The sequence below is a fragment of the Allorhizobium undicola ORS 992 = ATCC 700741 genome, from assembly GCF_000621665.1.
GTDB lineage: Bacteria > Pseudomonadota > Alphaproteobacteria > Rhizobiales > Rhizobiaceae > Allorhizobium > Allorhizobium undicola.
Genome location: NZ_JHXQ01000008.1, coordinates 139,732 through 162,034, shown reverse-complemented (window position 1 = coordinate 162,034; position 22,303 = coordinate 139,732). Strand labels below are relative to the sequence as shown.

The following is a 22,303-nucleotide window of genomic DNA, read 5'->3' as shown; positions in this document are numbered from 1 at the left end:
GCCGGAGGTGACGGCATAGCTATAGGGCGATGTGCCGCTGCTGGCCGCAACCGTCTGGCTGTAGGACGTGCCCACCGTTGCCCCCGTCAAAGCCCCAGCCGTGGGGCTGAAGGTAATGGTCGGGGTGACATAGGTGTAGGCGCTGGTTAGCGTGCCGGACCCGGAGGAGGTTGTCACGGAGACGTTCTTTGCACCTGCGGTGCCAGCCGGTGTTACCGCAGTGATTTGCGTTGCGGAGTTGACCGTGTAGCTGGTGGCGGCTTGACCGCCGATCGTCACAGCCGTCGCGCCGGTAAAATCCGTTCCCGTAATGGTGAGCGTCGTGCCTCCGGCTGTCGTGCCCGATGTGGGCGATACCGCAGTCACGGTGGGTAAGGAGGCCGATGTTGAAGCGGCGCAGGTGGCGCTGAATGTCAGGGTATTGTAATCCGACGCTGCGGCACTGTTACCCTGGGTGACATCGAGAATGATATGGAGGTCATTGACCGATGCCGACGCGGTGAAGCTGTCGCTTATGCTTTTATTGCCATCCAGATTGCTTTCATCAACAAGCATGTCATTATCGTTATTGCTATAGATAACCACGGCCGAAGAAGACCCTTCATTTGCCGTTCCGGTTGTCGAGAATGTCCACGTGACGACCTCTCCCGCGCTGAGCCCTTGGTATTGATACTCCTCATGTGCCGTATTTGTCAGGTTAAGCGCCGAGCCGAGGTCGGAATTGATAAGCGCACAGGTGTCTGACAGGGCGGCTTGGGCGGCCTGAGGGGCGGAAAAAAGGCCCATCATGGTCAGAGAAAGCGCAATACCTGCCCGGCGCAACACAGCGGCGGATCTTTTCCTGGATGATGCTGGAGAACTTTCCCAAAAGGTGGAGACATAATTTTCTCCGCCCGGCGCCTTGGAGCATAATCCGGCCGGAGTGAAACGAGGATCGACAAGATCATGCTTCGAAAAGAAAATCCTGGAGCGCCGATCTGATTTGATCAGATCAAAAAATGCGCTAACGTGAGAAGCCTTGTTGCCAAACATCCTGCTGAACTGCATTCCCGGTATTGCCCCTGATCGCTGCAAGGCGGCGGCGCGCGGGTGCTTATCCAACACCCACAGAACTCCACCCCTAAAGCGGGCACTGCCCACGAAGCGCCCGTTAATCGAGCATTATTCCAGTATCGATTGAATGGCAATATTCTCATGTTCCGATAGTCTGCACTACTCAAGGTTTTCCCCCGCGTGTGACCAAAACACCTCGCCTTGATGCACCACACGACGAAAAAGGCGGAGCCTGAGCAACATTATATCGTAGAAACAATATCTTGATTTGAAACGCGCCACATCATCATACGATGATCCGCATTTGCAACAGCAGACGGCATCACCGTTGCCAGCAAAAAATTGTCGAAACTGGCCTTGCGAACACCTCTTTTGATTGTAATATTACTAATTACTACTCAATAATTGCAACTCGAGCCTGCCGCATCAACCTGACGGGTTGCGAATGTCCGGTGCGCCTGTTTTCCAAATGGAGGAGTTTTGGATGGATGCTTTTCTCGCGACAATTTTGCCGGTCGGTTTCAATTTTGCACCCGAAGGCTGGCAAATGTGCTGGGGCCAGCAATTGGCGATCAGTCAATATACAGCCGTTTTCTCCTTGATTTCAAATATATACGGGGGAAACACCACAACCGCCTTCAATCTTCCCGATCTGCGCGGCACCATGCCCGTCGGATATGGGCAGAGGCCGACCTCCCCTGTCGTTTACGGCATTGGCGCCAAGGGCGGCCAGGATTCGGTGACGTTGACCCAAAGCCAGATGCCCGCACACACGCATGGAGCCGACTTTACCCCCACGGGTCATGCAACCATCAACATACCGGGACAGACAGGAACACAAACTGCAACTTTGAAGGCAAGCCCGGCGCCGGGAACGGCGCAGGTTCCTGCAACCGGAATGAGCCTTGCAGCAGGCGGCAGCGCCGCAACGAAAATCTATGGCGCTCCTTCAAGCACTCCCGTCACTCTGGATGGCAGCAGCGTCTCGATCTCCGGGAATGCCCCCACGCCGGCGCAGACGATTACCACCAATGCAATCACCGGCGGAGCGGTGACAATTCAGCAGGCCGGCGGCAATGCCGCCATCGATACGAGGCCGCCCTTCCTCGCCATCAATTTTATTTTCTGCGTTCAGGGCCTTTATCCGGTGCGGTCATGAGTATCGCGGTTCTCGATGCAGACCGTTTCAGGCCTTTCGTCGGGGCGTCATTCACGCTGACCAATGAAAGCGGCAGCAGCAGGGTCAGGCTTGACAGGATTGTCGAACATCCAGCCAGCACCATGCCGGGGTCGGCAAGAACGGCGTTCAGCCTGTTCTTCAGCGCGCCGGAACGTGAGACATGCCGGATCGAAAGCGGACATTTTACAATCGAACATGCCGATCTCAAGGCGATTGCAGGGGTTTATATCGAGCGGGTCCTTGGCTCTCGGCCCGATGAAATCCGCCTTGAAGCGGCTTTCAACTGAGACTGGACAAACGGCGATGAGCGGATTTACCGGCTCTTTCATGCTGGGCGCAGGCTTGAACCTGCGGCTCGCCAGCCAAAACGATCAGGAGCTGATCTTCCAGCTCTTCATGGAAAGCCGTCCGTGGCTGGCATGGGCGGATGCCAGCTCGGATTTCATTCGCGATCTCTATGAACAGCAGTTCCGGGCGATGCGGGCTGGCGTTGAAAGCGTCTATCCGGATCATCTCGACTTCATCATCGAGAATTGCGGCACAGCGGCAGGCCGGATCATCGTGGATCTCGGATATGCGGACTGGCGAATATCCGAAATCCAGGTTCTCAAGAAGGCGCGCGGGATAGGAATAGGGTCAAACGTCATCAAAGGCCTTCAGGCAGCGGCGGCAAGAGGCAATATGCCCTTGACGCTCTCTACGCCCATATTCGGCTCCACCAGCTTTCCGCTCTACCAGCGGCTGGGATTTCAGGTGATTCGCGAACAGATGCCGATGCTTCACCTCGCCTGGTTTCCACCCGGCCATCCGGCGGCCCTTCTCTCGAACCCGGCGCCACAATATGGATGAACAGGCTCCGTCACAGGCCCTGTCGATGTTGCAACATTGTGCATCGGATTGACGTCACCCTTCGAACGACCGGAGAAACTTTTTCAGCAATTCATCCAGCCGCGCCCGCTCTTCCGGCAAAAGCGGATCCGCCAGCCGGGCCAGATTGTCATTATGGGCATTCACAGCCCTATCGGCGACGGCAAGCCCCTTTTGCGTCAAGGCAATCAGCAGGCTGCGGCGGTCTTCGGGGTTGGCGACACGTGCCACCAGACCCTGTTTTTCAAGCTGATCGATGCGGTTGGTCATCGTGCCGGACGTGACCATCATCGTCGCCAGCAAGGCGGACGGCGACAGACGATAAGGCGCACCCGCCCGGCGCAACGTCGCGAGAACGTCGAAACTGGAACTATTGACCCCGCAGGATGTCAGGACTGTTTCGATCTCGCGGGCGACATGGCTGCCGACACGCCCAAGCCTGCCGAACAGGCCCATGGCCGCGACATCGAGTTCCGGGCGTTCCCTTCCCCATTGGGCAAGAATGCGATCTATGGCATCTTCGCCGTCTGCATCCATCGTGACATGTCCCGTCTTCACTCCGGCCGCACGGGACCGGGGCTATAAAGCATGTCGCGCAAAATTGTGCAGCGGTTTTGCGATAACGACATGCAACAAAACAATGAGGTAAAGCGTCGGGAGCGAATCTGAAAGATCGCGAGACGCTTTAGCTGTAATACGGACGCTTTCCGGCCCGCAGCGGAGAGAGGTGTTCAGGCCCATTCGCCCTTGCGCATGACGGGCACGCGCGCGCCATCAGCGCCGATGCCGTCGATATCCACCTGATCGGAGCCGATCATCCAGTCGATATGGATCATGCTGGAATTGCCGCCCTGCGCCTTGATCTGGTCGGCACTCAGCGAGGCCCCGTCGAGGAAGCACTTGGAATAGCACTGGCCAAGCGCGATATGGCAGGAGGCGTTTTCATCGAAGAGGGTATTGTAAAACAGAATACCGGATGCCGAAATGGGCGAGGAATGCGGCACCAGCGCCACCTCGCCAAGGCGTCTTGCACCTTCATCCGTGTCCAGCACCTTGTTCAAGACCTCCTCGCCCTTCGAAGCACGCGCCTCGACGATACGCCCCGCTTCGAAGCGAACCTGAATATTATCGATCAGCGTGCCCTGATGCGACAGCGGCTTGGTGGAGGAAACCGTGCCCTCCACCTTCAGCGCGTGCGGCGTGGTGAAGACCTCTTCGGTGGGAATATTCGGATTGCAGGTAATGCCGTTCTTGGCGGTGGACGCCCCGCCATGCCATTCGTGGCCATCGGCAAGGCCCACTGTCAGGTCAGTGCCGGGACCTGTAAAATGCAGGGCGGCGAAGCGCTGTCCATTCAGCCAGGCAGAACGCTTGGCGAGTTCCGCGTTGTGGCTGGCCCAGGCGGCAACAGGATCGTCGCGATCGACGCGGGAGGCCGCAAAAATAGCATCCGCCAGCTTGCGCACAGCTTCCTCCACCGGCAGATCCGGGAAGACCAGCCGCGCCCAGGAAGGATTGGGATAGGAGCAGATGTTCCAGTTGATGTCGAAATTCGAAATCGGCTCCAGCGCGGGCTTGTAAGCGAAGGAATTGGCCTTGTTGGCGCGCGCCACCCTGGCGGGATCCTGGCCGGACAGAAGCATGGGATTGTCGCCTGAAATCGCCAGACGCGCCGCACCTCCGGCATAGGCCTTGGCCATGCCCTCGTAAAGCCAGCCGGAGGCGCGATCGAAACTCACATCCGGACCATGGGCATAACGCGCAAGCGTCGTCTCCTCGTCGGAATAAAAGGTGGTCACAAGACCCGCCCCGGCCTGATAGGCATGTCTGGTGATGAGGCGCACCAGCGGCAAGGCCAGAACCGGCGCGGTGATCACCAGCTCCTGATTGCCCGAAAGACCGAGGCCGACCTTCACAGCAACTTCGGCCAGCTTGTCGAGCTTTACCGGATCGATGGCGGCGGAGAAATCAGGCAGGGTCATCGACAAAATCCTCTTTTCAGAATCACTACTGACACATGGGTACAAAAAGCGGCGGCATCAAGCCACAATGGCGGCCGCAACAGCGTTCAGGGCCTCGCGTGCGGCAAGCGGCGAAAGCCTTATCTGCAATCCCCGCTGGCCGCCATTCATATAGACATAATCCTCATCCATCGCAGAAAGCTCGATCACCGTCGGCACCGGCTTTTTCTGACCGAAGGGGCTGATGCCACCCACCACGAAGCCGGTCAGCTTCTCCGCCGCGGCAGGCTTCATCATCTCGGCGTGCTTGCCGCCAAGGGCAGCGGCCAGTTTTTTCATGCTGACCTCGCGATCCGACGGCAGCACGACGCAGACCGGCTTGCCATCGAGTTCGGCCATCAGGGTCTTCAGCACGCGATGCGGCGGCTCGCCAATGGCCTGTGCCGCCTGCAAGCCGATGCGTTCGGCATTGGGGTCGTAATCATAGGTAACGGTGGTGAAGGCCACGCCCAGCTTGTCCAGCATCTGCGTGGCGCGGGTGGATCTGGACATGGCTCAACCCTTGAAAAAGGCGGCATAGCTCTCTGGCTTGAAGCCCACGAGAACCTTGCCGTCGCGCACCAGAACCGGACGTTTGATCATGGAAGGCTGCGCTTCCATCAATTGCAGCGCCCTTGCGGCGTCCACGCCTGCCCGCTCTTGTTCGGGCAGCTTCTTGAAGGTCGTTCCGGCGCGGTTCAGCAAAACCTCCCAGCCAACCTTGGCCTGCCAATCCTCAAGGCTGGCGCGATCGATGCCCTTGGCCTTGTAATCGTGAAAGTCATGCGCAATGCCCTGCTCATCCAGCCAGAGGCGGGCCTTCTTCATCGTGTCGCAATTCTTGATGCCGTAAATCACCGTGGTCATCGCCATCTCCCTGATCGCTCCCGATGCTCTACCAAAAACACCAGCGCACGCAAGGCATCTTGCCGCAGCGGGTTCAGGCGAGATCGGCAATGCGCCAGTAAAGCTGTTCCGGCTGGGAAAGATCGACCATGGCGGCGATTGCCGGAGGCCCGGAAACAGGCGTTCCCATGGCCGCAATCTCCAGCCGGGTGATCTGCTCCCCGCTTGCCGCCTGTTCCAGCGCCACGGTGGAGAGGAAGGCATTGTCCTGTGCGATTTCGTCGCCTTCTTCGGACCGTTCATCCTCAGCGTCGCGGTCTGCCGCCTCGTCATCGTCCCGTCCGCCATGGCGGGAACGACCACGGCCCTTCTCCTCATCCGAAAGCGATTCGACCGCTTCAATGCCGTCCTCGCTCTCCTCGAAGCCGAATTCCTCCTGCATCGAAAGATAGCTGACCACCGGCAATGGCACCGCCTGCGGCAAGGTTGCGGGCATCATATGGGCCATGCCCTGCATCAAGGCCTGCGACAGCATGGTGGATGCGGCTGCCTGGGTGGCGTTGCGCGGCGATGCGTCAACACGCCCTTCCGCCTGCGCGGGCGAAGACGCCGACCGCGACAGTTCCGCGCCCGCAGCGTCGCGCGCAACCGCGCTCTCTGCAAAAAGCTCGCCCAAGCGGGCCGCTTGCGATGAAGGGCCCGATGGCGTGGCCTCGTCCCGCTGGCCCGCGCTGAAGAGCATTTGCCGCAGCAGCGCCTCATCCCCTTCTTCCGTCACCGCCATCACCAGCGCCGAGGGCTGGTGAGCGGCCTCTGTCCAACCCTTCATCGCAAAAATGCCGGTAAAATCAGCGTTCTCTTCCTGTGCCCTTGCCGCTTCCGTTTGCCGCATGGCTTCGGCAAGCCGGCGGGCGGCATCGGGCGAAAGCTCCTGTTGCAGGAAGGTCTGAAGCGCGCGGGCATCGCCGGATCGTGGCTGCGCGGCAGATGTCTGGCCTTGCCCCGCTTCACCGTCAACGCTTGCGGCCAGAACCGTCGGAGCGTTGAGCGGCACGCTGCCCGACCCAGACGAGGCCGACGAGACGGACTGCGCAAGCTGATGGGTATAAAGTCCCGCTTCGTCCTGGAAACTGCTTGCCGCAGGATCGGCGGACCTTGCAACCTGCTGTGCAAAGAGGGGCGCTTTTTCACCTTGGGCCGTCTGCGCCAGCGGCAGGGCATTCGCCCCATCGCTCATGCCAGCGGAAACAGCCTTTACGGGAAGCGCTTGCGTGGTTTCCGCTTCGCCGACGGTTGCGGCTGCGGCCAGCGATTGCGGAAGCGCTGCGCCAGCGCCTCGCTCCAATGTCTCTTCCATGGGGGCGGCAAGGAGCGCCGTGGCGCCAGCGGATGGGCCTTGTAAAGCGACATCGCCCTCCCAGCTTGTGCCGATGGTTTGCACGGCAGGAGCAGCAGGTGGCGTTGTAACCCCGGTTCTGGCGGCTTCCAGTCCATCTCCGGCGCGTTGGGCGGTGGCCGCCATTGCCTCAGTTGCGAGGGCGGGCTGACTTGCAACAGAGCCCTGGGCGCCTTGCTGCCCTTCAGCAGCAACCGGTTGACTGACAGTGAGCGTGGTTTGCTGCGGCTGCGAGGCCTCATTCTGGCTATAAGAAGAGACCGCCGAAAGCGCATTCAGATCCTGCTGGTTGGCGCGGCGAATTTCCATATAGGCCGTCAGCAATGCAGCTTCCGGGCCGCTTGACTCGGAAAGGGCGTTCAACAGCGTCTGGAGTTGCAGCCCCTTGAACAGATCGGACAATTGCGATTGCAGAGCCTGCTGTTGTCCCTCGCTCATCCGGCTCAAGGCCGTGACGAAACGCTGAACAAGCGATGCGTCGCCCTCCCCCGGCTGTCTTTCGATCCCGATGGCGGCCCCGATGAGGGTGACAATAGCCACCAGATCCGCCTGCAACGAATCCCGCCCGCTCATCAACATGTTGATCCGGCCCGCTATGGCGGCACTTGCATCCTCATCGACACGGATATTCGGCTCGACTGCCCCCGCCATTCCGGCGCTTGCGGCCGAAGCGTCGAGGGAGGCATCCTGAAAACCGGCCAGGGAACGGGAAAAAGCTTGTACGGGAGGCAGCATTGGCAACCCCTTCATCACGGCAGCTTACGGGCAGAGGGCATTTCAACCGCTCATGCGGCCGCTGACACCGAGATGCACATGTGTTTCACATCTCGTCTTGAACCGGAAGCGGCATGATGGAACGGGAATTTGCTGGTGCATCACCGGGAACCGAAAGGGTCTTAACCTCACCCCGATGCTGAACGCAACCCGTCATCTGCGAATCGCTGCCTTCCCGCCAGTCTTGCCGAGTATAGTTAATAAAAAGTTAACATAGCCGGTATGCGCTTAACAAAAAACCGCCGGGCGTTGCCACCCGGCGGTCTTCCATTCACAGATCAGGCGAATTATTCGCCCGAACGGTTCTTCAGGGCTGCACCCAGAATGTCGCCGAGCGAGGCGCCAGAGTCGGACGAACCGAACTGGGCAACGGCTTCCTTCTCTTCTGCGATCTCGAGAGCCTTGATCGACAGCATGACCTTGCGGTCCTTCTTGGAGAAGTTGACGACGCGGGCGTCGAAGACCTGACCGACGGCAAAACGCTCAGGGCGCTGTTCGTCGCGGTCGCGGGCCAGATCGGCACGGCGGATGAAGGAGGTGATGTCTTCGTGAGCAACGAGCTTCACTTCGACGCCGCCATCGTTCACACCGATGACTTCGCAAGAAACGACAGCGTTCTTGCGAAGATCGCCGGACTGGGCAGCTTCACCGACGGTGTCGCGGCCGAGCTGCTTGATGCCGAGCGAGATGCGCTCCTTCTCGACGTCAACGTCCAGAACGACAGCCTTGACGACATCGCCCTTGTTGAACTCTTCGATGACCTGCTCGCCCGGACGGTTCCAGTCGAGATCCGACAGGTGAACCATGCCGTCAACATCGCCTTCGAGGCCAATGAACAGGCCGAATTCGGTCTTGTTCTTGACTTCGCCTTCAACTTCGGTGCCAGCCGGATGGCTGTAGGCAAAGGCCTGCCACGGGTTTTCGAGGGTCTGCTTCAGGCCAAGCGAGATACGACGCTTGGACGGATCGACTTCGAGAACGACCACGTCAACTTCCTGGCTCGTGGACAGGATCTTGCCGGGGTGAACGTTCTTCTTCGTCCAGGACATTTCGGAGATGTGGATGAGGCCTTCGATGCCCGGCTCCAGCTCAACGAATGCACCGTAGTCGGTGATGTTGGTGACGGTACCGGAGATCTTCTTGCCAACCGGATACTTGGCGGCAATGCCGTCCCACGGATCGGACTCGAGCTGCTTCATGCCGAGCGAGATGCGGTGGGTTTCCTGGTTGATGCGGATGATCTGAACCTTGACCTGCTGGCCAATGGACAGGATTTCCGACGGATGATTGACGCGGCGCCATGCCATGTCGGTCACGTGCAGCAGGCCGTCAATGCCGCCGAGGTCAACGAACGCACCGTAATCGGTGATGTTCTTGACGACGCCGTCAACAACCTGGCCTTCTTCGAGGTTCTGAACGATTTCAGAACGCTGCTCGGCGCGGGACTCTTCCAGAACCGTACGGCGCGAAACCACGATGTTGCCGCGACGCTTGTCCATCTTGAGGATTTCGAAGGGCTGCGGGTTGTGCATCAGCGGCGTGACGTCGCGGATCGGACGAATGTCCACCTGCGAACGCGGCAGGAAGGCAACGGCGCCGTCGAGATCGACCGTGAAGCCACCCTTGACCTGGTTGAAGATAACGCCTTCAACGCGCTCGCCAGCTTCGAACTTGGCTTCGAGCTTGATCCAGCTTTCTTCGCGGCGGGCCTTCTCGCGCGACAGAACGGCTTCGCCGAGGGCGTTTTCGATACGCTCGACGTAAACTTCGACTTCGTCGCCAACCTTGAGCGAGCCGTCCTTGGCGCGGGCGCCGAATTCCTTCAGCGGAACGCGGCCTTCGACCTTGAGGCCGACGTCAACAATTGCGACGTCCTTCTCGATGGCCGTGATGATGCCCTTGGCAACATAGCCTTCTGCCAGGTCGGACTTGGCAAAGGACTCTTCGAGCAGGGCAGCAAAATCGTCCCGCGTGGGAGTAGAAACAGACATGAAATCTCCTGAAACACGCTCCCTCAGGGAGCGCCATCGCGCCGGTGGGTTAGAGTTGACAATGCCGATCGGGCTGCCCGCCCTACAAAAAGGGCATTCCGGCGCAAGGACAGGGGATCGGCAGGTTCGGAACCGGAAGACCGGGACCGAGAGCAGTTCATATGGTTTTCAAAGCCGCATCGATCAAGGATCGCGCAGCCTGAAACGCCGCCTCTATACTCATTTCCGAGGTATCTAGCAAGTGCGCGTCTTCAGCAGGCTTCAGGGGGCTGTCCGCCCTGCCCATGTCACGCTCATCGCGGCGTTTCACGTCGTCGAACACGACCGCATAATCGGCGCTGCCGCCCCGTTGCAGGATTTCGTCGAAGCGGCGGCGGGCGCGTACCTCTGGAGAGGCCGTCACATAGAGTTTGACGGGCGCATCGGGGCAGACGACGGTGCCGATGTCGCGGCCATCCAGCACGGTTCCCGGCCGCTTCCCGGCAAAACGCCGCTGCGCCACCACAAGCGCCCGGCGAACGGCAGGCATGGCGGCGACCCTTGAGGCGGCATCGCCGATCTCATGGCTGGAAAGCACCTCGCGGTCGAGCCCGGAAAGATCGAGCGCAAGCGCCACCTTCTCGGCCAGGGCTTCATCGTCGAGCGGCAGGCCCTGCTTTAGAAGCGCATGAGCGGTGGCGCGATAGGTCAGGCCGGTATCGAGGTGATGAAAACCGTATTCCGCGGCAATCCTGCGCGAAAGCGTTCCTTTTCCGGCTGCGGCAGGCCCGTCGATCGCAATCGTAAAGCTCTTTTTGCCCTCTTTCACCACGGCCTGCTCCCTGTTTGCCTCCGGCATTGCTCATCCGGCTTGCGCTTTCAGGCCCGCCCCTATCATAGTGTCACGGTCAGGTCATCCCCGCACAGGCGCTGAAAGCCCAGTTTGCCTTTGACAGCGCCCTGCATTGCGATTAAGGGACCGACTACAGTTGGACCGGCCGCAAAGGCCGGATCGTTGGCACATGCCCATTTATCTTCACGCATTCAAGAGGCTTTGACAGTGGCGAAGGCAGAACTTGGAACAAAACGCACTTGCCCCGACACCGGCAAGAAATTCTACGACCTGAACAAGGACCCGATCGTCTCCCCCTACACGAACAAGTCCTGGCCGCTTTCCTATTTCGAGGAAACCTCGGCAGCATCGGTCATGGAGAAGGCTGAGGAGGACGATGTCGCCGAAGTCGATACCGAAAACACCGACATCGAGCTGGTCTCGCTCGAAGACGCCGATGACGGCGCCGCTGGCGACGACATTCCCGACATGGGCGACGACGACGTGGAAATCGGCGACGATGACGACGACACCTTCCTGGAAGCCGACGAAGACGACGGCGACGACGACATGTCCGGCATCATCGGCGTGACGGGCGACGAAGACGAAGTCTGAACCTGAGACCAGCCCAATCCAAAAGCCGTGGCACCCCGTGCCACGGCTTTTCTTTTTGCTGGTAAATCAACACTTTGGCGCGCGATTGACAAAATAATTTCATCATGCCGCTTTTTTCTCTTGTCATCCCGCCAAGGCCGCAGTAATAAGCCGCCACACCAACGGAAGCACTGCTTCACACGGTGCCCGGGCCGAAAAAATCGGCACCCTTATGGGGCTATAGCTCAGCTGGGAGAGCGCTTGCATGGCATGCAAGAGGTCAGCGGTTCGATCCCGCTTAGCTCCACCAATTTTCCCTGATGGTTATTTTGAGTTCTTTTGCTTCATCTGTTTTCCTGTGCTTGGCTTTGATCCGCACGACATTGATGAGGCCTTGAGGCATGTTCGTTTTATCCAAGCTCTTCTGGTTGCTGGCGCAGCCGCTGTCGCTGGCTTTCGTTCTTGGCGTATCTGCCCTGCTGGCGGGCCTGTTTCGGCTGGCGCGGGTTCAGGGGCTGGCGGGTGGCCTTGGTTGTCTCGTGCTGTTTGTCACGCTTTACACCACAGCGGGGCCGGTGGCGTTGCAGGTGCTGGAGGCTCGTTTTCCCAAACCCTCACAGGATCCTGCCAATCCGGCCTGCGCGATCGTGCTGGGCGGTGCATTCGATACGGACGTCACCACCACGCGCGGCGGCATTGAGCTTAATCAGGCCGCGGACCGTTTCGTGGAGGCGCTGCGGCTTGCGCGCGCCTTTCCGGGCATGAAAATTCTTGTGTCCGGCGGCGATGGTTCCCTCAGCGGCCAGCGTGAGGGCGATGCCGTGGTATCGCGACGCTTTTTTGAAAGTTTCGGCATAGGGGCCGATCGGCTGATCGAGGAAGCGGCTTCCCGCAACACCTTCGAGAATATTCGCAACAGCAAAAGCCTGCTGGAGCAAGCGGGCCTTCGCGACTGCCTGCTGATTACCTCGGCCTTTCACATGCCGCGCGCCATGGGGTTGATGCGCAAGGCTGGGTTGGCGGTCACGGCCTGGCCGACGGATTATCGCACGAGCGGCACGCAAGCGCTCAGACTGGACTTCACGCAGCCCACCCTCAATGCGCAGCAGACCTCTACTGCCCTACGTGAATGGCTTGGTCTGCTCGGATATTATTTCGGCGGCAGGATCTCTGCGCTTTTTCCCGCGCCCTGACTACTTTTTGGAGATGGTAACGAAGGTGACACCGCGCACGCGCACGGTCATCTCGCAGGGCGCCGAATCGGTGCGGTCGCAGAAGCGGGGATGCATTTTCAGCACGAAAACCATATTGCCGAAGCGCTTGATGAAATCATAGCCGTAGATGCGGGCCGTGGCGATCAGCAGGTAGCCGCCTTCCTTCACCTGCACATAGAAGTTATAGGGGCAGCCATCGGCATCGCAATCGGGGCCACGCTGACCGTCGCAATCCAGGGCACCTTCATTGACGACGGCATCGATAATGCCGTCATTGTTGATGTCGATCCGGTTGATGAAGTCGGCGTTGAACTGGGCAATGGTGCAGCGTTTGCGAAAATGATCCTTTTCATAGATTTCCGGATCGCTGACGAGCTGCTGCTGGGCAAAGGCAACGGGCGCCGAGAAGGCAAGCATCAGGGCACAAAGCAGGGAAAGGATCGGCTTCACGGGCTGCATCCACGGTAAATAAACGGATAATCCCTTATAGTGCCGATCCGTTGCAGCTTTCTTACTTCACAACGCAAACAGGCGCGGAAACTCATGTCGCTTCTTCTCTATCTCGATTATGCCGGCGTGGCGCTTTTTGCCGCAACAGGAGCGCTCGCAGCGTCCCGCAAGCAGCTCGACCTCATCGGTTTTCTGTTTTTCGCCATTATCACGGGAACGGGCGGCGGCACGGTGCGCGACATCATTCTGGGACGCCTGCCGGTGTTTTGGGTTCTCAATCCCGGCTATATCGTCGTCTGCTGCGTCATGGGTGTCGTGGTGTTCTTCACCGCGCATCTGGTGGAATCGCGCTACAGATTGCTGATCTGGCTGGATGCCGTCGGGCTTGCCGCCTATTGCGTCATGGGAGCGGCCAAGGGTTTGGCGGCCACGGGCTCTGCCACCATTGCCATCGTCACCGGAACCATGACCGCAACCCTTGGCGGCGTGCTGCGCGACCTCATCGCCAACGAACCTTCCGTCCTGCTGCGGCCGGAAGTCTACATCACCGCAGCGCTGATTGGCGCCAGCATTTTTACCGCCGCCACCCTTCTCGGCGCGCCGCTTTATTGGGCCTCAGCGGGAGGAGCGCTTGCCGCCTTTGCCGTTCGCGGCGGCGCGCTCTATTTCGGCTGGACCTTCCCGACCTACAGGCACAAGCCCGGGCGGCATCCGGACGACGTGCTGTAGAGCGTTTCATTGTTTTGTCGCATGTCGTTTATCGCAAAACCGTTTCACACTTTTGCGCGACATGCTGTAGGCCCGACGGCCAAGACTTACTTCTTGGCCCACAGCACCTTGAAGCGGGCATTGCGGCAGGTTTCGCCGTGCTGGCGGAAATGCGTGGCCAGTACCGTCTCATAGGGAAGACCGCGATTGGCCACCAGCAGCAGTTCGCCGCCCTGGCTCAAGGCCGCCGCAGCGGTCTTGATCATCGCCTCGCCGATGGAGGGCTCGGCGGCATGTCCTTCATGGAAGGGCGGGTTCATGACGATCAGGTCGTATTTTTCCTTCGGCGCCTCCGCCGTCAGATCCTGCCAGAAGAACCTCGCCGTCAGATCCGGGCAGTTGCGGGCGACGTTGATCTTCGCCTGCTCAAGCGCCTCGTAATTGGCCTCGAAAAGATCGATGCGGTTGGTGCGCGGCGCCTTTTCCTTCAGCATCACCGAGAGATAGCCCCAGCCAGCGCCGAAATCGGCTGCATTGCCATCGAAACCCTGCGGCAGGCGGCTTGCCAGAAGCTCGGAGCCGGGATCGACATGCGCGTGGGAAAACTGACCGGCAAAGGTTTCGAACCTGTCTTCGATCATCACCGGCCTGGACGCAAGCGCAGCGATGGCAGACGCGGTTTCTTCCGGTACGGCAAACCACACGGCCACGCCGTGATATTTCGGCATGGACTCCGGCTGAAGTCCCAGACGGTCAAGCTGCTTGCGCAGCGACTGGATGCCATCTTCCTTGGAGCCGGCGATTACCACCATGCCGCCGGTTCTGACGCGCTTCAGCGCCTCGGCGATGCGGGTTTCGTTCAGGCCCTTGTGCTTGGTGGCCAGAATCAGCGCGGCGTCGTACTCATCGCCTTCCACCACGGCAAGCGGCGCATGACGGGCATTTTCGAGGCGCCGGAAATCCGGTCGGAAGCCCTGAACCAGAACCAGATCCGCTCCGAAGCCTTCCGGCGTCACAAAGCCCGCTTCCGCGCCAAGAAACAGGATACGCTCTCCCGCCTGCGGCAAGGCGATGGTTTCGGTCACATAGGGATGAAACAGGGTCTTCAGCGTTTCACGGCTCATGGTCTTGATCTTTCTCGAGCATTGTCCGCGGGAAATTGCGCGGCACTTTTCTCTGGACGATGCGTAAATGCAAAGGCGATATAAAAAAGGCGCGGAATGACTTCCGCGCCCTGTCGCGAGACGAAACGCAGCTTATTCAGCGGCAGCTTCGCCTTCCTGCTTCTTTTCCAGCTCCTTGCCGGTTGCCTGATCGACAACCTTCATGGAGAGGCGAACCTTGCCGCGCTCGTCGAAGCCCATGAGCTTGACCCAGACCTTGTCGCCTTCCTTGACCACATCGGTGGTCTTGGCAACGCGCTCGGAGGCAAGCTGGGAAATGTGGACGAGGCCGTCACGCGAACCGAAGAAGTTGACGAAAGCGCCGAAGTCGGCAGTCTTCACCACGGTGCCTTCGTAGATCGCGCCGACTTCCGGCTCTGCCACGATGGAGTGGATCCACTTGCGGGCGGCTTCGATTTCCTTGCCGGACGAAGAGGCGATCTTCACGGTGCCGTCGTCTTCGATGTTGATCTTGGCGCCGGTCTTTTCGACGATTTCGCGAATGACCTTGCCGCCGGAGCCGATGACTTCCCGGATCTTATCGACCGGGATGTTCATGACTTCGATGCGCGGTGCAAATTCGCCGAGCTGCGAGCGGCTCTCGGTGATGGCCTTGGACATTTCGCCGAGAATATGCTTGCGCCCACCCTGCGCCTGGCTGAGCGCGACCTTCATGATCTCCTCGGTGATACCGGCGATCTTGATGTCCATCTGAAGCGAGGTGATGCCTGCATCCGTTCCGGCAACCTTGAAGTCCATGTCGCCGAGATGGTCTTCGTCACCGAGAATGTCGGAGAGAACCGCAAAACGCTCACCCTCGAGGATCAGACCCATGGCGATACCGGCAACCGGCTTGGCCAGCGGCACACCGGCATCCATCAGCGCCAGCGAGGTGCCGCAGACTGTAGCCATGGAGGACGAACCGTTGGACTCGGTGATTTCCGACACGACGCGCAGCGTGTAGGGGAACTGTTCGGCCGTCGGCAGCATCGGGTGGATGGCGCGCCATGCCAGCTTGCCATGGCCGATTTCACGGCGGCCCGGAGAGCCCATGCGGCCCGTCTCACCGACCGAGTAGGGCGGGAAGTTGTAGTGCAGCATGAAGTTTTCCTTGTACATGCCCGTCAAGGAATCGACATACTGCTCGTCTTCGCCGGTGCCGAGCGTGGCAACCACGATGGCCTGGGTTTCGCCGCGGGTGAAGAGAGCCGAACCGTGCGTGCGCGGCAGAAGGCCAACTTCGGCAACGATCGGGCGAACCGTTTCCAGATCACGGCCGTCGATGCGGCTCTTGGTGTCGAGAATGTTCCAGCGAACGATCTTGGCCTGGAGGTGCTTGAACACCGCGCCAACAACCTCTGCCGTATACTTCGCCTCGCCTTCTGCGGGCAGGAAATGTGCCTTGACCTTGGCCTTGACGGCATCGACGGCGGCGTAGCGATCAGCCTTCTGGGTGATCTTGTAGGCAGCGCGCAGTTCGGTTTCGGCGATCTTCAGCATTTCGGCTTCGAGTTCGGAATGATCTTCCGGCTCGAATTCGCGTGGCTCCTTGGCAGCAACTTCCGCCAGCTTGATGATGGCGTCGATGACCGGCTGGAAGCCCTTGTGACCGAACATCACGGCGCCGAGCATCACGTCTTCATTGAGTTCCTTGGCTTCGGACTCAACCATCAGAACGGCATCGGTGGTGCCGGCAACGACGAGGTCGAGGCTGGATTCGTCCATTTCGTCGAGATGCGGGTTCAGCACATATTCGCCGTTGATATAGCCAACGCGCGCGCCGCCGATCGGGCCCATGAAGGGAATGCCCGAAAGCGTCAGCGCAGCAGAGGTGGCCACCATGGACAGAATGTCCGGATTGTTTTCCAGATCATGCTGGATGACAGTGACGACAACCTGCGTGTCGTTCTTGTAGCCTTCCGGGAAGAGCGGGCGGATCGGGCGATCGATCAGGCGGGAAACGAGGGTTTCGTTTTCGCTCGGACGGCCTTCACGCTTGAAATAACCGCCCGGAATCTTGCCGGCGGCATAGGTCTTCTCCTGGTAATTGACGGTCAGCGGGAAGAAATCCTGGCCGGGCTTGGGCTCCTTGGCGGAAACCACGGTGGCGAGAACGACGGTTTCGCCATAGGTGGCGATGACGGCGCCGTCTGCCTGACGGGCAACCTTGCCGGTTTCCAGCTTGAGCGGGCGGCCTGCCCACTCGATTTCGACGCTATGCGTATCGAACATGTCTTGTTCCTTTATGGACAGCACCTCCGCGCCCGGCGACGGGCGAAGCGCAAGATGCTGATCCTGATGCTGACACATCACGGGCAAGACAGCAGGAGACTTCCTCAACGGACGCTTGGCCGGAAGTCTCCGACAATCCTGCCCCATGACAGGTCATCGGTTTCATTCGGCAGATCCGGCCCATCCGGCCTGCCGGGATGTTTGCGCCCTCCGGCGAAAACAGGGTCCGGACCGAACCTGGCCCGGAAAGCCGACCGGCGGACCTTCCCTTCGGAAAGTCCGCCGGAAGGAAATTAGCGGCGAATGCCCAGACGGCCGATCAGCGTGGTGTAACGGCCTTCGTCCTTCTTCTTCAGATAGTCGAGAAGCGAACGGCGGCTGGAAACCAGCGTCAGCAGGCCACGGCGGGAATGGTTATCCTTCTTGTGGCCCTTGAAGTGTTCCGTCAGGTTGTTGATCCGCTCGGTCAGAATGGCAACCTGAACTTCCGGCGAACCCGTGTCGCCCTGCTTGGTTGCATATTCCTGGATGAGGGCGGCCTTACGCTCTGCGGTGATCGACATCGGATGATCCTTTCTATCGAATGGAGAAATGGGACGCCGCAAGCCGGGATGTCGTCCAGCATCGGCCATGAAAGCACCAAAATACCTTGAATGCTGGCGCTGCTATACAGGATTGCCGAATGGAAGGGAAGCCGATTCTGCCGTGCGGGCCGCGGGGATGTGCAAGCATTAAGATTGATATGGCGAAGAACAATTTGCCCGTATAGTTTGTCTCGAGACAAAGACGACAGGGACCGGGAACCAGGCATTGCGCATTCTGCTGGCTGAAGACGACGAAAACATCGGCGCGCACGTGGCCGCGACCCTCAAGGAGGACGGTTATCAGGTGACTGTCCTCACGGATGGTCCCGCCGTGTGGGAGGCTGGCGAAGAGGAAGGCTACGACGCCATCATTCTCGATCTCGGCCTGCCGGGGCTCGATGGCCTTTCCATTCTGCGCCGCTGGCGCAAGGAGAATATCGATACGCCCGTTCTCGTTCTCACCGCACGCGGCTCCTGGATGGAGCGGGTGGACGGTTTCGACGCCGGCGCCGATGATTACCTTCCCAAGCCGTTTCGCGCCGAGGAATTGCTGGCAAGGCTGCGCGCGCTTCTCAGACGCGCGGGAAAACGCGGCGAGGCCCCGCGCCAGGCCGGGCGCTTTCAGGTGGACGAAGCCGGTTTCCGCGTGACATTCGACGGCCAGCCGCTGGAGGTGAGCCCATCCGAATTCCGGCTGATCCAGCTTCTGGTGGAAAACCGCGGCCGCGTGCTTTCTCCTTATGAAATTGCCTCCTATGTTCAGGGGCGCGATGACGACGCCTCCAAGAATGCCGTGGAGGCCATGATCGCCCGCATTCGCAAGAAGACGTGCAGCGACGCCATCGAGACACGGCGCGGTTTCGGCTACCGCCTTTCCGATTGAAGCGATTTCGCCGGTAAACCGGCATGGGAGTGTTCATGGCGCGACTGACCGATCTCAGGCTGATGCTGTCTTCCCTGAGATTGCGCCTTGCCGTCGGCTCGGTCATCGCCATTGCCCTTGCGCTGCTGGTTCTCTGGCTCTCCACCGGCTATCTGTTCATCGATTACGTGGAGCAGCAATACCGCACCGAAATGACCCGAATCGCCGATGCCATCGCGGCAAGGCTGAAAGTTCGCGAAAACAGGCTGGAGCTGGTCTCCTGGCCCTCGGATCCAAGCTTTGCCTCGCCCAGCGGTGGCCGTTACTGGCAGGTGATGACGCCGGACGGGCGCGTCTTTCGCTCCCGCTCCCTGTGGGATGTGGAAGTGCCCGCCGACCTGCCCGTCATTCCGCCGCTTGGTTTTGCCCGCACCGACGGCCCGGATGGCAAGGCGCTGCTGTTTCTTCAGTCAAGCATGGAGGTCAGCGAAGATGGCAGGACCTACCCCGTCACCATTCTCAGCGGCTTTCCCGAAGAGGAACTGCTTCTGGCGCTCGACCAGCATCGCGACCGGTCGCAACTCGTGATGGCGGTGGCGGCCATCCTGCTGTTCGGTTCGGCCCTGCTGCAAACGGGCGTCGGCCTCAGCCCGCTCTCCCGCTTGCGTGACCAGGTGGCACGGGTGCGGGGCGGAACGGTGCAGCACCTCAACGAGAATGTGCCTTCGGAAGTGCGACCGCTGGTCAAGGAGATTAATCTTCTCCTTGCCGAGCGGGAAGCCGCCCTTGAAAAGGCCCGCGCCCGCGCAAGCGATCTGGCGCACGGACTGAAGACACCGCTGACCGTCTTGTCGCAACTCGTGCCCAACCTGCCCGCCTCCGACCGGCGAACGGCCTTCGAGCAGATTGATCTCATCCGCCAGCGCGCCGACCGGCAATTGCAGGCAGCCCGGCTGGGCGTGGAGCAGATGCAGACCACCGATGCCGATCAGCTGATCCGAAAGCTCGTCGGCGTCCTCGATCCCGTCGCCCAGAGCCGCAACATCTCCTGGAGCGTTACGGTGGAGGAGGCGCTGACGGTGGAGGCCGACCCCGCCGATCTGGCGGAAGCCATTGGCAACCTGCTGGACAATGCCGTGAAATGGGCAAAGGCTGAAATTGCCGTCAAAGCCGCAGGGCGTGACGGCTGCGCCATCATCACCATCGCCGATGACGGACCGGGCGTCGATCCCGCCAACCGGGAAAAGGTTTTGCGCCGCGGCGAGCATCTGGGTTCGGAGCAGGCGGGCTCGGGCCTCGGGCTTGCCATCTGCTCCGATATCGTCACCGCCTATGGCGGCAGCATCGGCCTGTCGAAGGCCAGCCTCGGCGGGCTGGCCGTGACGCTGGAGCTGCCGCGTCAGGGCGGGCGGCGCATCCCGCCCCACCCCGTTTGAAGCCACCGCAAGATTCCCGCCCTTGCCACGGCTTTGCCCGTTGCACTTTTCTGCCTTCGCGGTTATAAGCGCGCGTCCGAACGGTCCGGCAGGGCATGCCGTGGCCGTTTCTATGCTTGAGGCTGATCTCGTCAATTGGCCTCGATACAAGAATAATGGAGTAGCAAAATGCCCAAGATGAAGACGAAGTCTGCCGCCAAGAAGCGGTTCAAGGTTACGGCAACCGGCAAGGTTGTCGCAGCTGCCGCCGGCAAGCGCCATGGCATGATCAAGCGGTCCAACAAGTTCATCCGCGATGCACGCGGCACGATGATCCTCGCCGAAGCTGACGGCAAGAAGGTCATCAAGAACTACCTGCCGAACGGTCTCTGAGACCTGAAGCCCCTCGGATCATTTTAAGGAGATCATGACATGTCTCGCGTAAAACGCGGCGTTGCCGCTCACGCCAAGCACAAGAAGGTTCTGAAGCAGGCCAAGGGTTTCTACGGCCGCCGCAAGAACACCATCCGCGCTGCCAAGGCTGCGGTTGACCGCTCCAAGCAGTACGCCTATCGCGACCGCAAGGTAAACAAGCGCAACTTCCGCGCCCTCTGGATCCAGCGTATCAATGCTGCCGTCCGCGAATTCGGCCTGACCTATGGCCGCTTCATCGATGGCCTGAACAAGGCTGGCATCGAAGTGGACCGCAAGGTTCTGTCCGACATGGCCATCCATGAGCCGGCGGCCTTCGCAAAGCTGGTTGACGCTTCCAAGAAGGCTCTCGAATACCTCAAGGAAGCCGGTACGGCCAACGAGTTTGAAAGCGCGGTTAACTAACCAGCGCTTCCCAGACTGAATTTGGTATTGGGAAACCCGCGCTGGCAGGGCTGGCGCGGGTTTTTCTTTGACAATCATGCGGTGCGGCTACTGCATAATTCCTGAAATCGGAATCGATTTAAGGTCAGAATTATGCAGCAGCTTTAAAGTGTTACAGCGTCCTTTGTGCGTTTGATAAAACGCACGGCGCTGTAAGGTTCGCCGACATTTAGGCAGGAAAACGGAAGATGTCCGATCTCGACAGTTTGAAAACCACGCTTCTGGCCGATATTGCCGCCGCAGGCGACGAGGCCTCTATCGAAGCGGTGCGCGTGGCCGCCATGGGCAAGAAGGGCTCGGTTTCCGAGCTGTTGAAAACGCTGGGCGCCATGAGCCCGGAAGAGCGCCAGACGCGGGGCGCAGCCATCAATGCGCTCAAAAACGAGATCACCGAGGCGCTGAATACCAGGAAGACGGCGCTCAAGGATGCCGCCATCAACGCCCGCCTTGCGGCGGAAACACTGGACGTATCGCTGCCGGTGCGCTCCTCTCCTGCCGAGCGTGGCCGCATTCACCCCATCAGCCAGATCATTGACGAGATCACCGCGATCTTTGCCGATATGGGTTTTTCCATTGCCGAAGGCCCGGATATCGAAACCGACTATTATAACTTCACGGCGCTGAATTTCCCGGAAGGACACCCGGCACGGGAAATGCACGATACCTTCTTCCTGCAACCTGACGAAAACGGCGAGCGCAAGGTGCTGCGCACCCACACCTCGCCGGTACAGGTGCGCACCATGGAAGCGCAAAAGCCGCCGATCCGCATCGTCATTCCCGGCAAAACCTATCGCCAGGACTCCGATGCCACGCACTCGCCGATGTTCCATCAGGTCGAGGGCCTCGTGATCGACAAGACCGCCAATGTCGGCCATATGCGCTGGATTCTGGAAGAATTCTGCAAGGCCTTCTTCGAGGTCGATAACGTCACCATGCGCTTCCGCCCGTCCTTCTTCCCCTTCACGGAGCCGAGCTTCGAGGTGGATATCCAATGCGACCGCTCCTCCGGCCCGATCGTCAAGTTCGGCGAAGGCAAGGACTGGATGGAAATCCTCGGCTGCGGCATGGTCCACCCCAACGTGCTGCGCGCCGGCGGGCTCGATCCCGATGAATATCAGGGCTTTGCCTGGGGCATGGGCCTCGACCGCATCGCCATGCTGAAATACGGCATGCCGGACCTGCGCGACTTCTTCAACGCCGATGTGCGCTGGATGAGCCATTACGGCTTCCGCCCGCTGGACGTACCGACGCTGTTCGGCGGTCTGAGCGTTTGATTTATTTGTGGCC

General features: G+C 60.0%; 23 protein-coding genes and 1 tRNA gene. 12 read left to right on the top strand and 12 right to left on the bottom strand.

The window, feature by feature from the left end:
* On the bottom strand, positions 1-825 hold an 825-nt coding region (locus T424_RS0110990), incomplete at its 3' end, for an IPT/TIG domain-containing protein (protein ID WP_245269519.1).
* 712 nt (positions 826-1,537) lie between these two features.
* On the opposite strand from T424_RS0110990, the gene T424_RS0110985 reads away from it, so the two are divergent.
* From T424_RS0110985 to T424_RS0110975, 3 genes are read left to right on the top strand one after another with little or no spacing between them, the layout of a single operon-like run.
* Positions 1,538-2,212 carry a phage tail protein gene (locus T424_RS0110985; protein ID WP_027487774.1) on the top strand — a complete coding sequence of 225 codons (675 nt, stop codon included), beginning with the start codon at positions 1,538-1,540 and terminating at the stop codon, positions 2,210-2,212.
* Complete coding sequence (locus tag T424_RS22770) at positions 2,209-2,520, top strand: DUF6916 family protein (RefSeq protein WP_027487773.1); 312 nt, start codon at positions 2,209-2,211, stop codon at positions 2,518-2,520. The genes T424_RS0110985 and T424_RS22770 overlap by 4 nt, the downstream gene beginning before the upstream one ends.
* 16 nt (positions 2,521-2,536) lie before the next feature.
* Entirely contained in the window at positions 2,537-3,082 is a 546-nt protein-coding gene (locus tag T424_RS0110975) for a GNAT family N-acetyltransferase (protein ID WP_027487772.1), read from the top strand.
* A gap of 54 nt (positions 3,083-3,136) precedes the next feature.
* On the opposite strand, the gene T424_RS0110970 is transcribed toward T424_RS0110975, so the two are convergent.
* From T424_RS0110970 to cmk, 7 genes are all read right to left on the bottom strand, one after another.
* On the bottom strand, positions 3,137-3,637 hold the full coding sequence (locus T424_RS0110970; RefSeq protein WP_027487771.1) for a MarR family winged helix-turn-helix transcriptional regulator: 501 nt from the start codon (positions 3,635-3,637) through the stop codon (positions 3,137-3,139).
* 194 nt (positions 3,638-3,831) lie between these two features.
* Positions 3,832-5,082 carry an aminopeptidase gene (locus tag T424_RS0110965; RefSeq protein WP_027487770.1) on the bottom strand — a complete coding sequence of 417 codons (1,251 nt, stop codon included), beginning with the start codon at positions 5,080-5,082 and terminating at the stop codon, positions 3,832-3,834.
* 57 nt (positions 5,083-5,139) lie between these two features.
* Positions 5,140-5,613, bottom strand: a complete 474-nt coding sequence (gene ybaK / locus T424_RS0110960) for a Cys-tRNA(Pro) deacylase (RefSeq protein ID WP_027487769.1) — start codon at positions 5,611-5,613, stop codon at positions 5,140-5,142.
* 3 nt (positions 5,614-5,616) lie between these two features.
* Complete coding sequence (locus tag T424_RS0110955) at positions 5,617-5,967, bottom strand: ArsC family reductase (protein ID WP_027487768.1); 351 nt, start codon at positions 5,965-5,967, stop codon at positions 5,617-5,619.
* 73 nt (positions 5,968-6,040) lie between these two features.
* Positions 6,041-8,077: a hypothetical protein gene (locus T424_RS0110950; RefSeq protein ID WP_027487767.1), complete on the bottom strand. Its 2,037-nt coding sequence runs from the start codon at positions 8,075-8,077 to the stop codon at positions 6,041-6,043.
* A 326-nt stretch (positions 8,078-8,403) separates the two neighbouring features.
* Positions 8,404-10,107, bottom strand: coding sequence for a 30S ribosomal protein S1 (gene rpsA / locus T424_RS0110945; RefSeq protein WP_027487766.1), 1,704 nt, complete (start codon positions 10,105-10,107; stop codon positions 8,404-8,406).
* 157 nt (positions 10,108-10,264) lie between these two features.
* Positions 10,265-10,945: a (d)CMP kinase gene (cmk, locus tag T424_RS0110940; protein ID WP_051558926.1), complete on the bottom strand. Its 681-nt coding sequence runs from the start codon at positions 10,943-10,945 to the stop codon at positions 10,265-10,267.
* A gap of 201 nt (positions 10,946-11,146) precedes the next feature.
* Between cmk and T424_RS0110930 the strand changes: the two genes are divergently transcribed.
* From T424_RS0110930 to T424_RS0110915, 3 genes are all read left to right on the top strand, one after another.
* Complete coding sequence (locus tag T424_RS0110930) at positions 11,147-11,533, top strand: TIGR02300 family protein (RefSeq protein WP_027487764.1); 387 nt, start codon at positions 11,147-11,149, stop codon at positions 11,531-11,533.
* Positions 11,534-11,746: 213 nt separating this feature from the next.
* Positions 11,747-11,822: transfer RNA gene (locus T424_RS0110925), tRNA-Ala, on the top strand.
* A gap of 91 nt (positions 11,823-11,913) precedes the next feature.
* Positions 11,914-12,705: a YdcF family protein gene (locus T424_RS0110915; RefSeq protein WP_027487763.1), complete on the top strand. Its 792-nt coding sequence runs from the start codon at positions 11,914-11,916 to the stop codon at positions 12,703-12,705.
* On the opposite strand, the gene T424_RS0110910 is transcribed toward T424_RS0110915, so the two are convergent.
* Positions 12,706-13,143: a hypothetical protein gene (locus T424_RS0110910; protein ID WP_210164391.1), complete on the bottom strand. Its 438-nt coding sequence runs from the start codon at positions 13,141-13,143 to the stop codon at positions 12,706-12,708.
* Positions 13,144-13,269: 126 nt separating this feature from the next.
* Here T424_RS0110910 and T424_RS0110905 point away from each other — a divergent pair, with 126 nt between their 5' ends.
* Positions 13,270-13,905 carry a trimeric intracellular cation channel family protein gene (locus T424_RS0110905; RefSeq protein WP_027487761.1) on the top strand — a complete coding sequence of 212 codons (636 nt, stop codon included), beginning with the start codon at positions 13,270-13,272 and terminating at the stop codon, positions 13,903-13,905.
* An 86-nt stretch (positions 13,906-13,991) separates the two neighbouring features.
* On the opposite strand, the gene T424_RS0110900 is transcribed toward T424_RS0110905, so the two are convergent.
* The 3 genes from T424_RS0110900 to rpsO all read right to left on the bottom strand — a co-directional run bounded on the left by T424_RS0110900 (position 13,992) and on the right by rpsO (position 17,842).
* A complete protein-coding gene (locus tag T424_RS0110900) occupies positions 13,992-15,008 on the bottom strand; it encodes a class I SAM-dependent methyltransferase (protein WP_027487760.1) in 1,017 nt (338 codons plus the stop codon).
* A 132-nt stretch (positions 15,009-15,140) separates the two neighbouring features.
* Entirely contained in the window at positions 15,141-17,279 is a 2,139-nt protein-coding gene (gene pnp, locus T424_RS0110895; protein WP_027487759.1) for a polyribonucleotide nucleotidyltransferase, read from the bottom strand.
* Positions 17,280-17,572: 293 nt separating this feature from the next.
* On the bottom strand, positions 17,573-17,842 hold the full coding sequence (gene rpsO, locus T424_RS0110890; RefSeq protein ID WP_027487758.1) for a 30S ribosomal protein S15: 270 nt from the start codon (positions 17,840-17,842) through the stop codon (positions 17,573-17,575).
* Positions 17,843-18,089: 247 nt separating this feature from the next.
* Here rpsO and T424_RS0110885 point away from each other — a divergent pair, with 247 nt between their 5' ends.
* From T424_RS0110885 to pheS, 5 genes are all read left to right on the top strand, one after another.
* Complete coding sequence (locus T424_RS0110885) at positions 18,090-18,746, top strand: response regulator transcription factor (protein ID WP_027487757.1); 657 nt, start codon at positions 18,090-18,092, stop codon at positions 18,744-18,746.
* Positions 18,747-18,781: 35 nt separating this feature from the next.
* Positions 18,782-20,161, top strand: a complete 1,380-nt coding sequence (locus tag T424_RS0110880) for a sensor histidine kinase (protein WP_245269518.1) — start codon at positions 18,782-18,784, stop codon at positions 20,159-20,161.
* A 168-nt stretch (positions 20,162-20,329) separates the two neighbouring features.
* The gene (gene rpmI, locus T424_RS0110875; RefSeq protein ID WP_027487755.1) at positions 20,330-20,533 is read left to right on the top strand and encodes a 50S ribosomal protein L35; all 204 of its coding nucleotides are present in this window, start codon (positions 20,330-20,332) and stop codon (positions 20,531-20,533) included.
* Between the two features lie 39 nt (positions 20,534-20,572).
* Positions 20,573-20,977, top strand: coding sequence for a 50S ribosomal protein L20 (rplT, locus tag T424_RS0110870; protein ID WP_027487754.1), 405 nt, complete (start codon positions 20,573-20,575; stop codon positions 20,975-20,977).
* Between the two features lie 227 nt (positions 20,978-21,204).
* A complete protein-coding gene (gene pheS, locus T424_RS0110865; protein WP_027487753.1) occupies positions 21,205-22,290 on the top strand; it encodes a phenylalanine--tRNA ligase subunit alpha in 1,086 nt (361 codons plus the stop codon).
* Positions 22,291-22,303 lie beyond the last annotated feature (13 nt).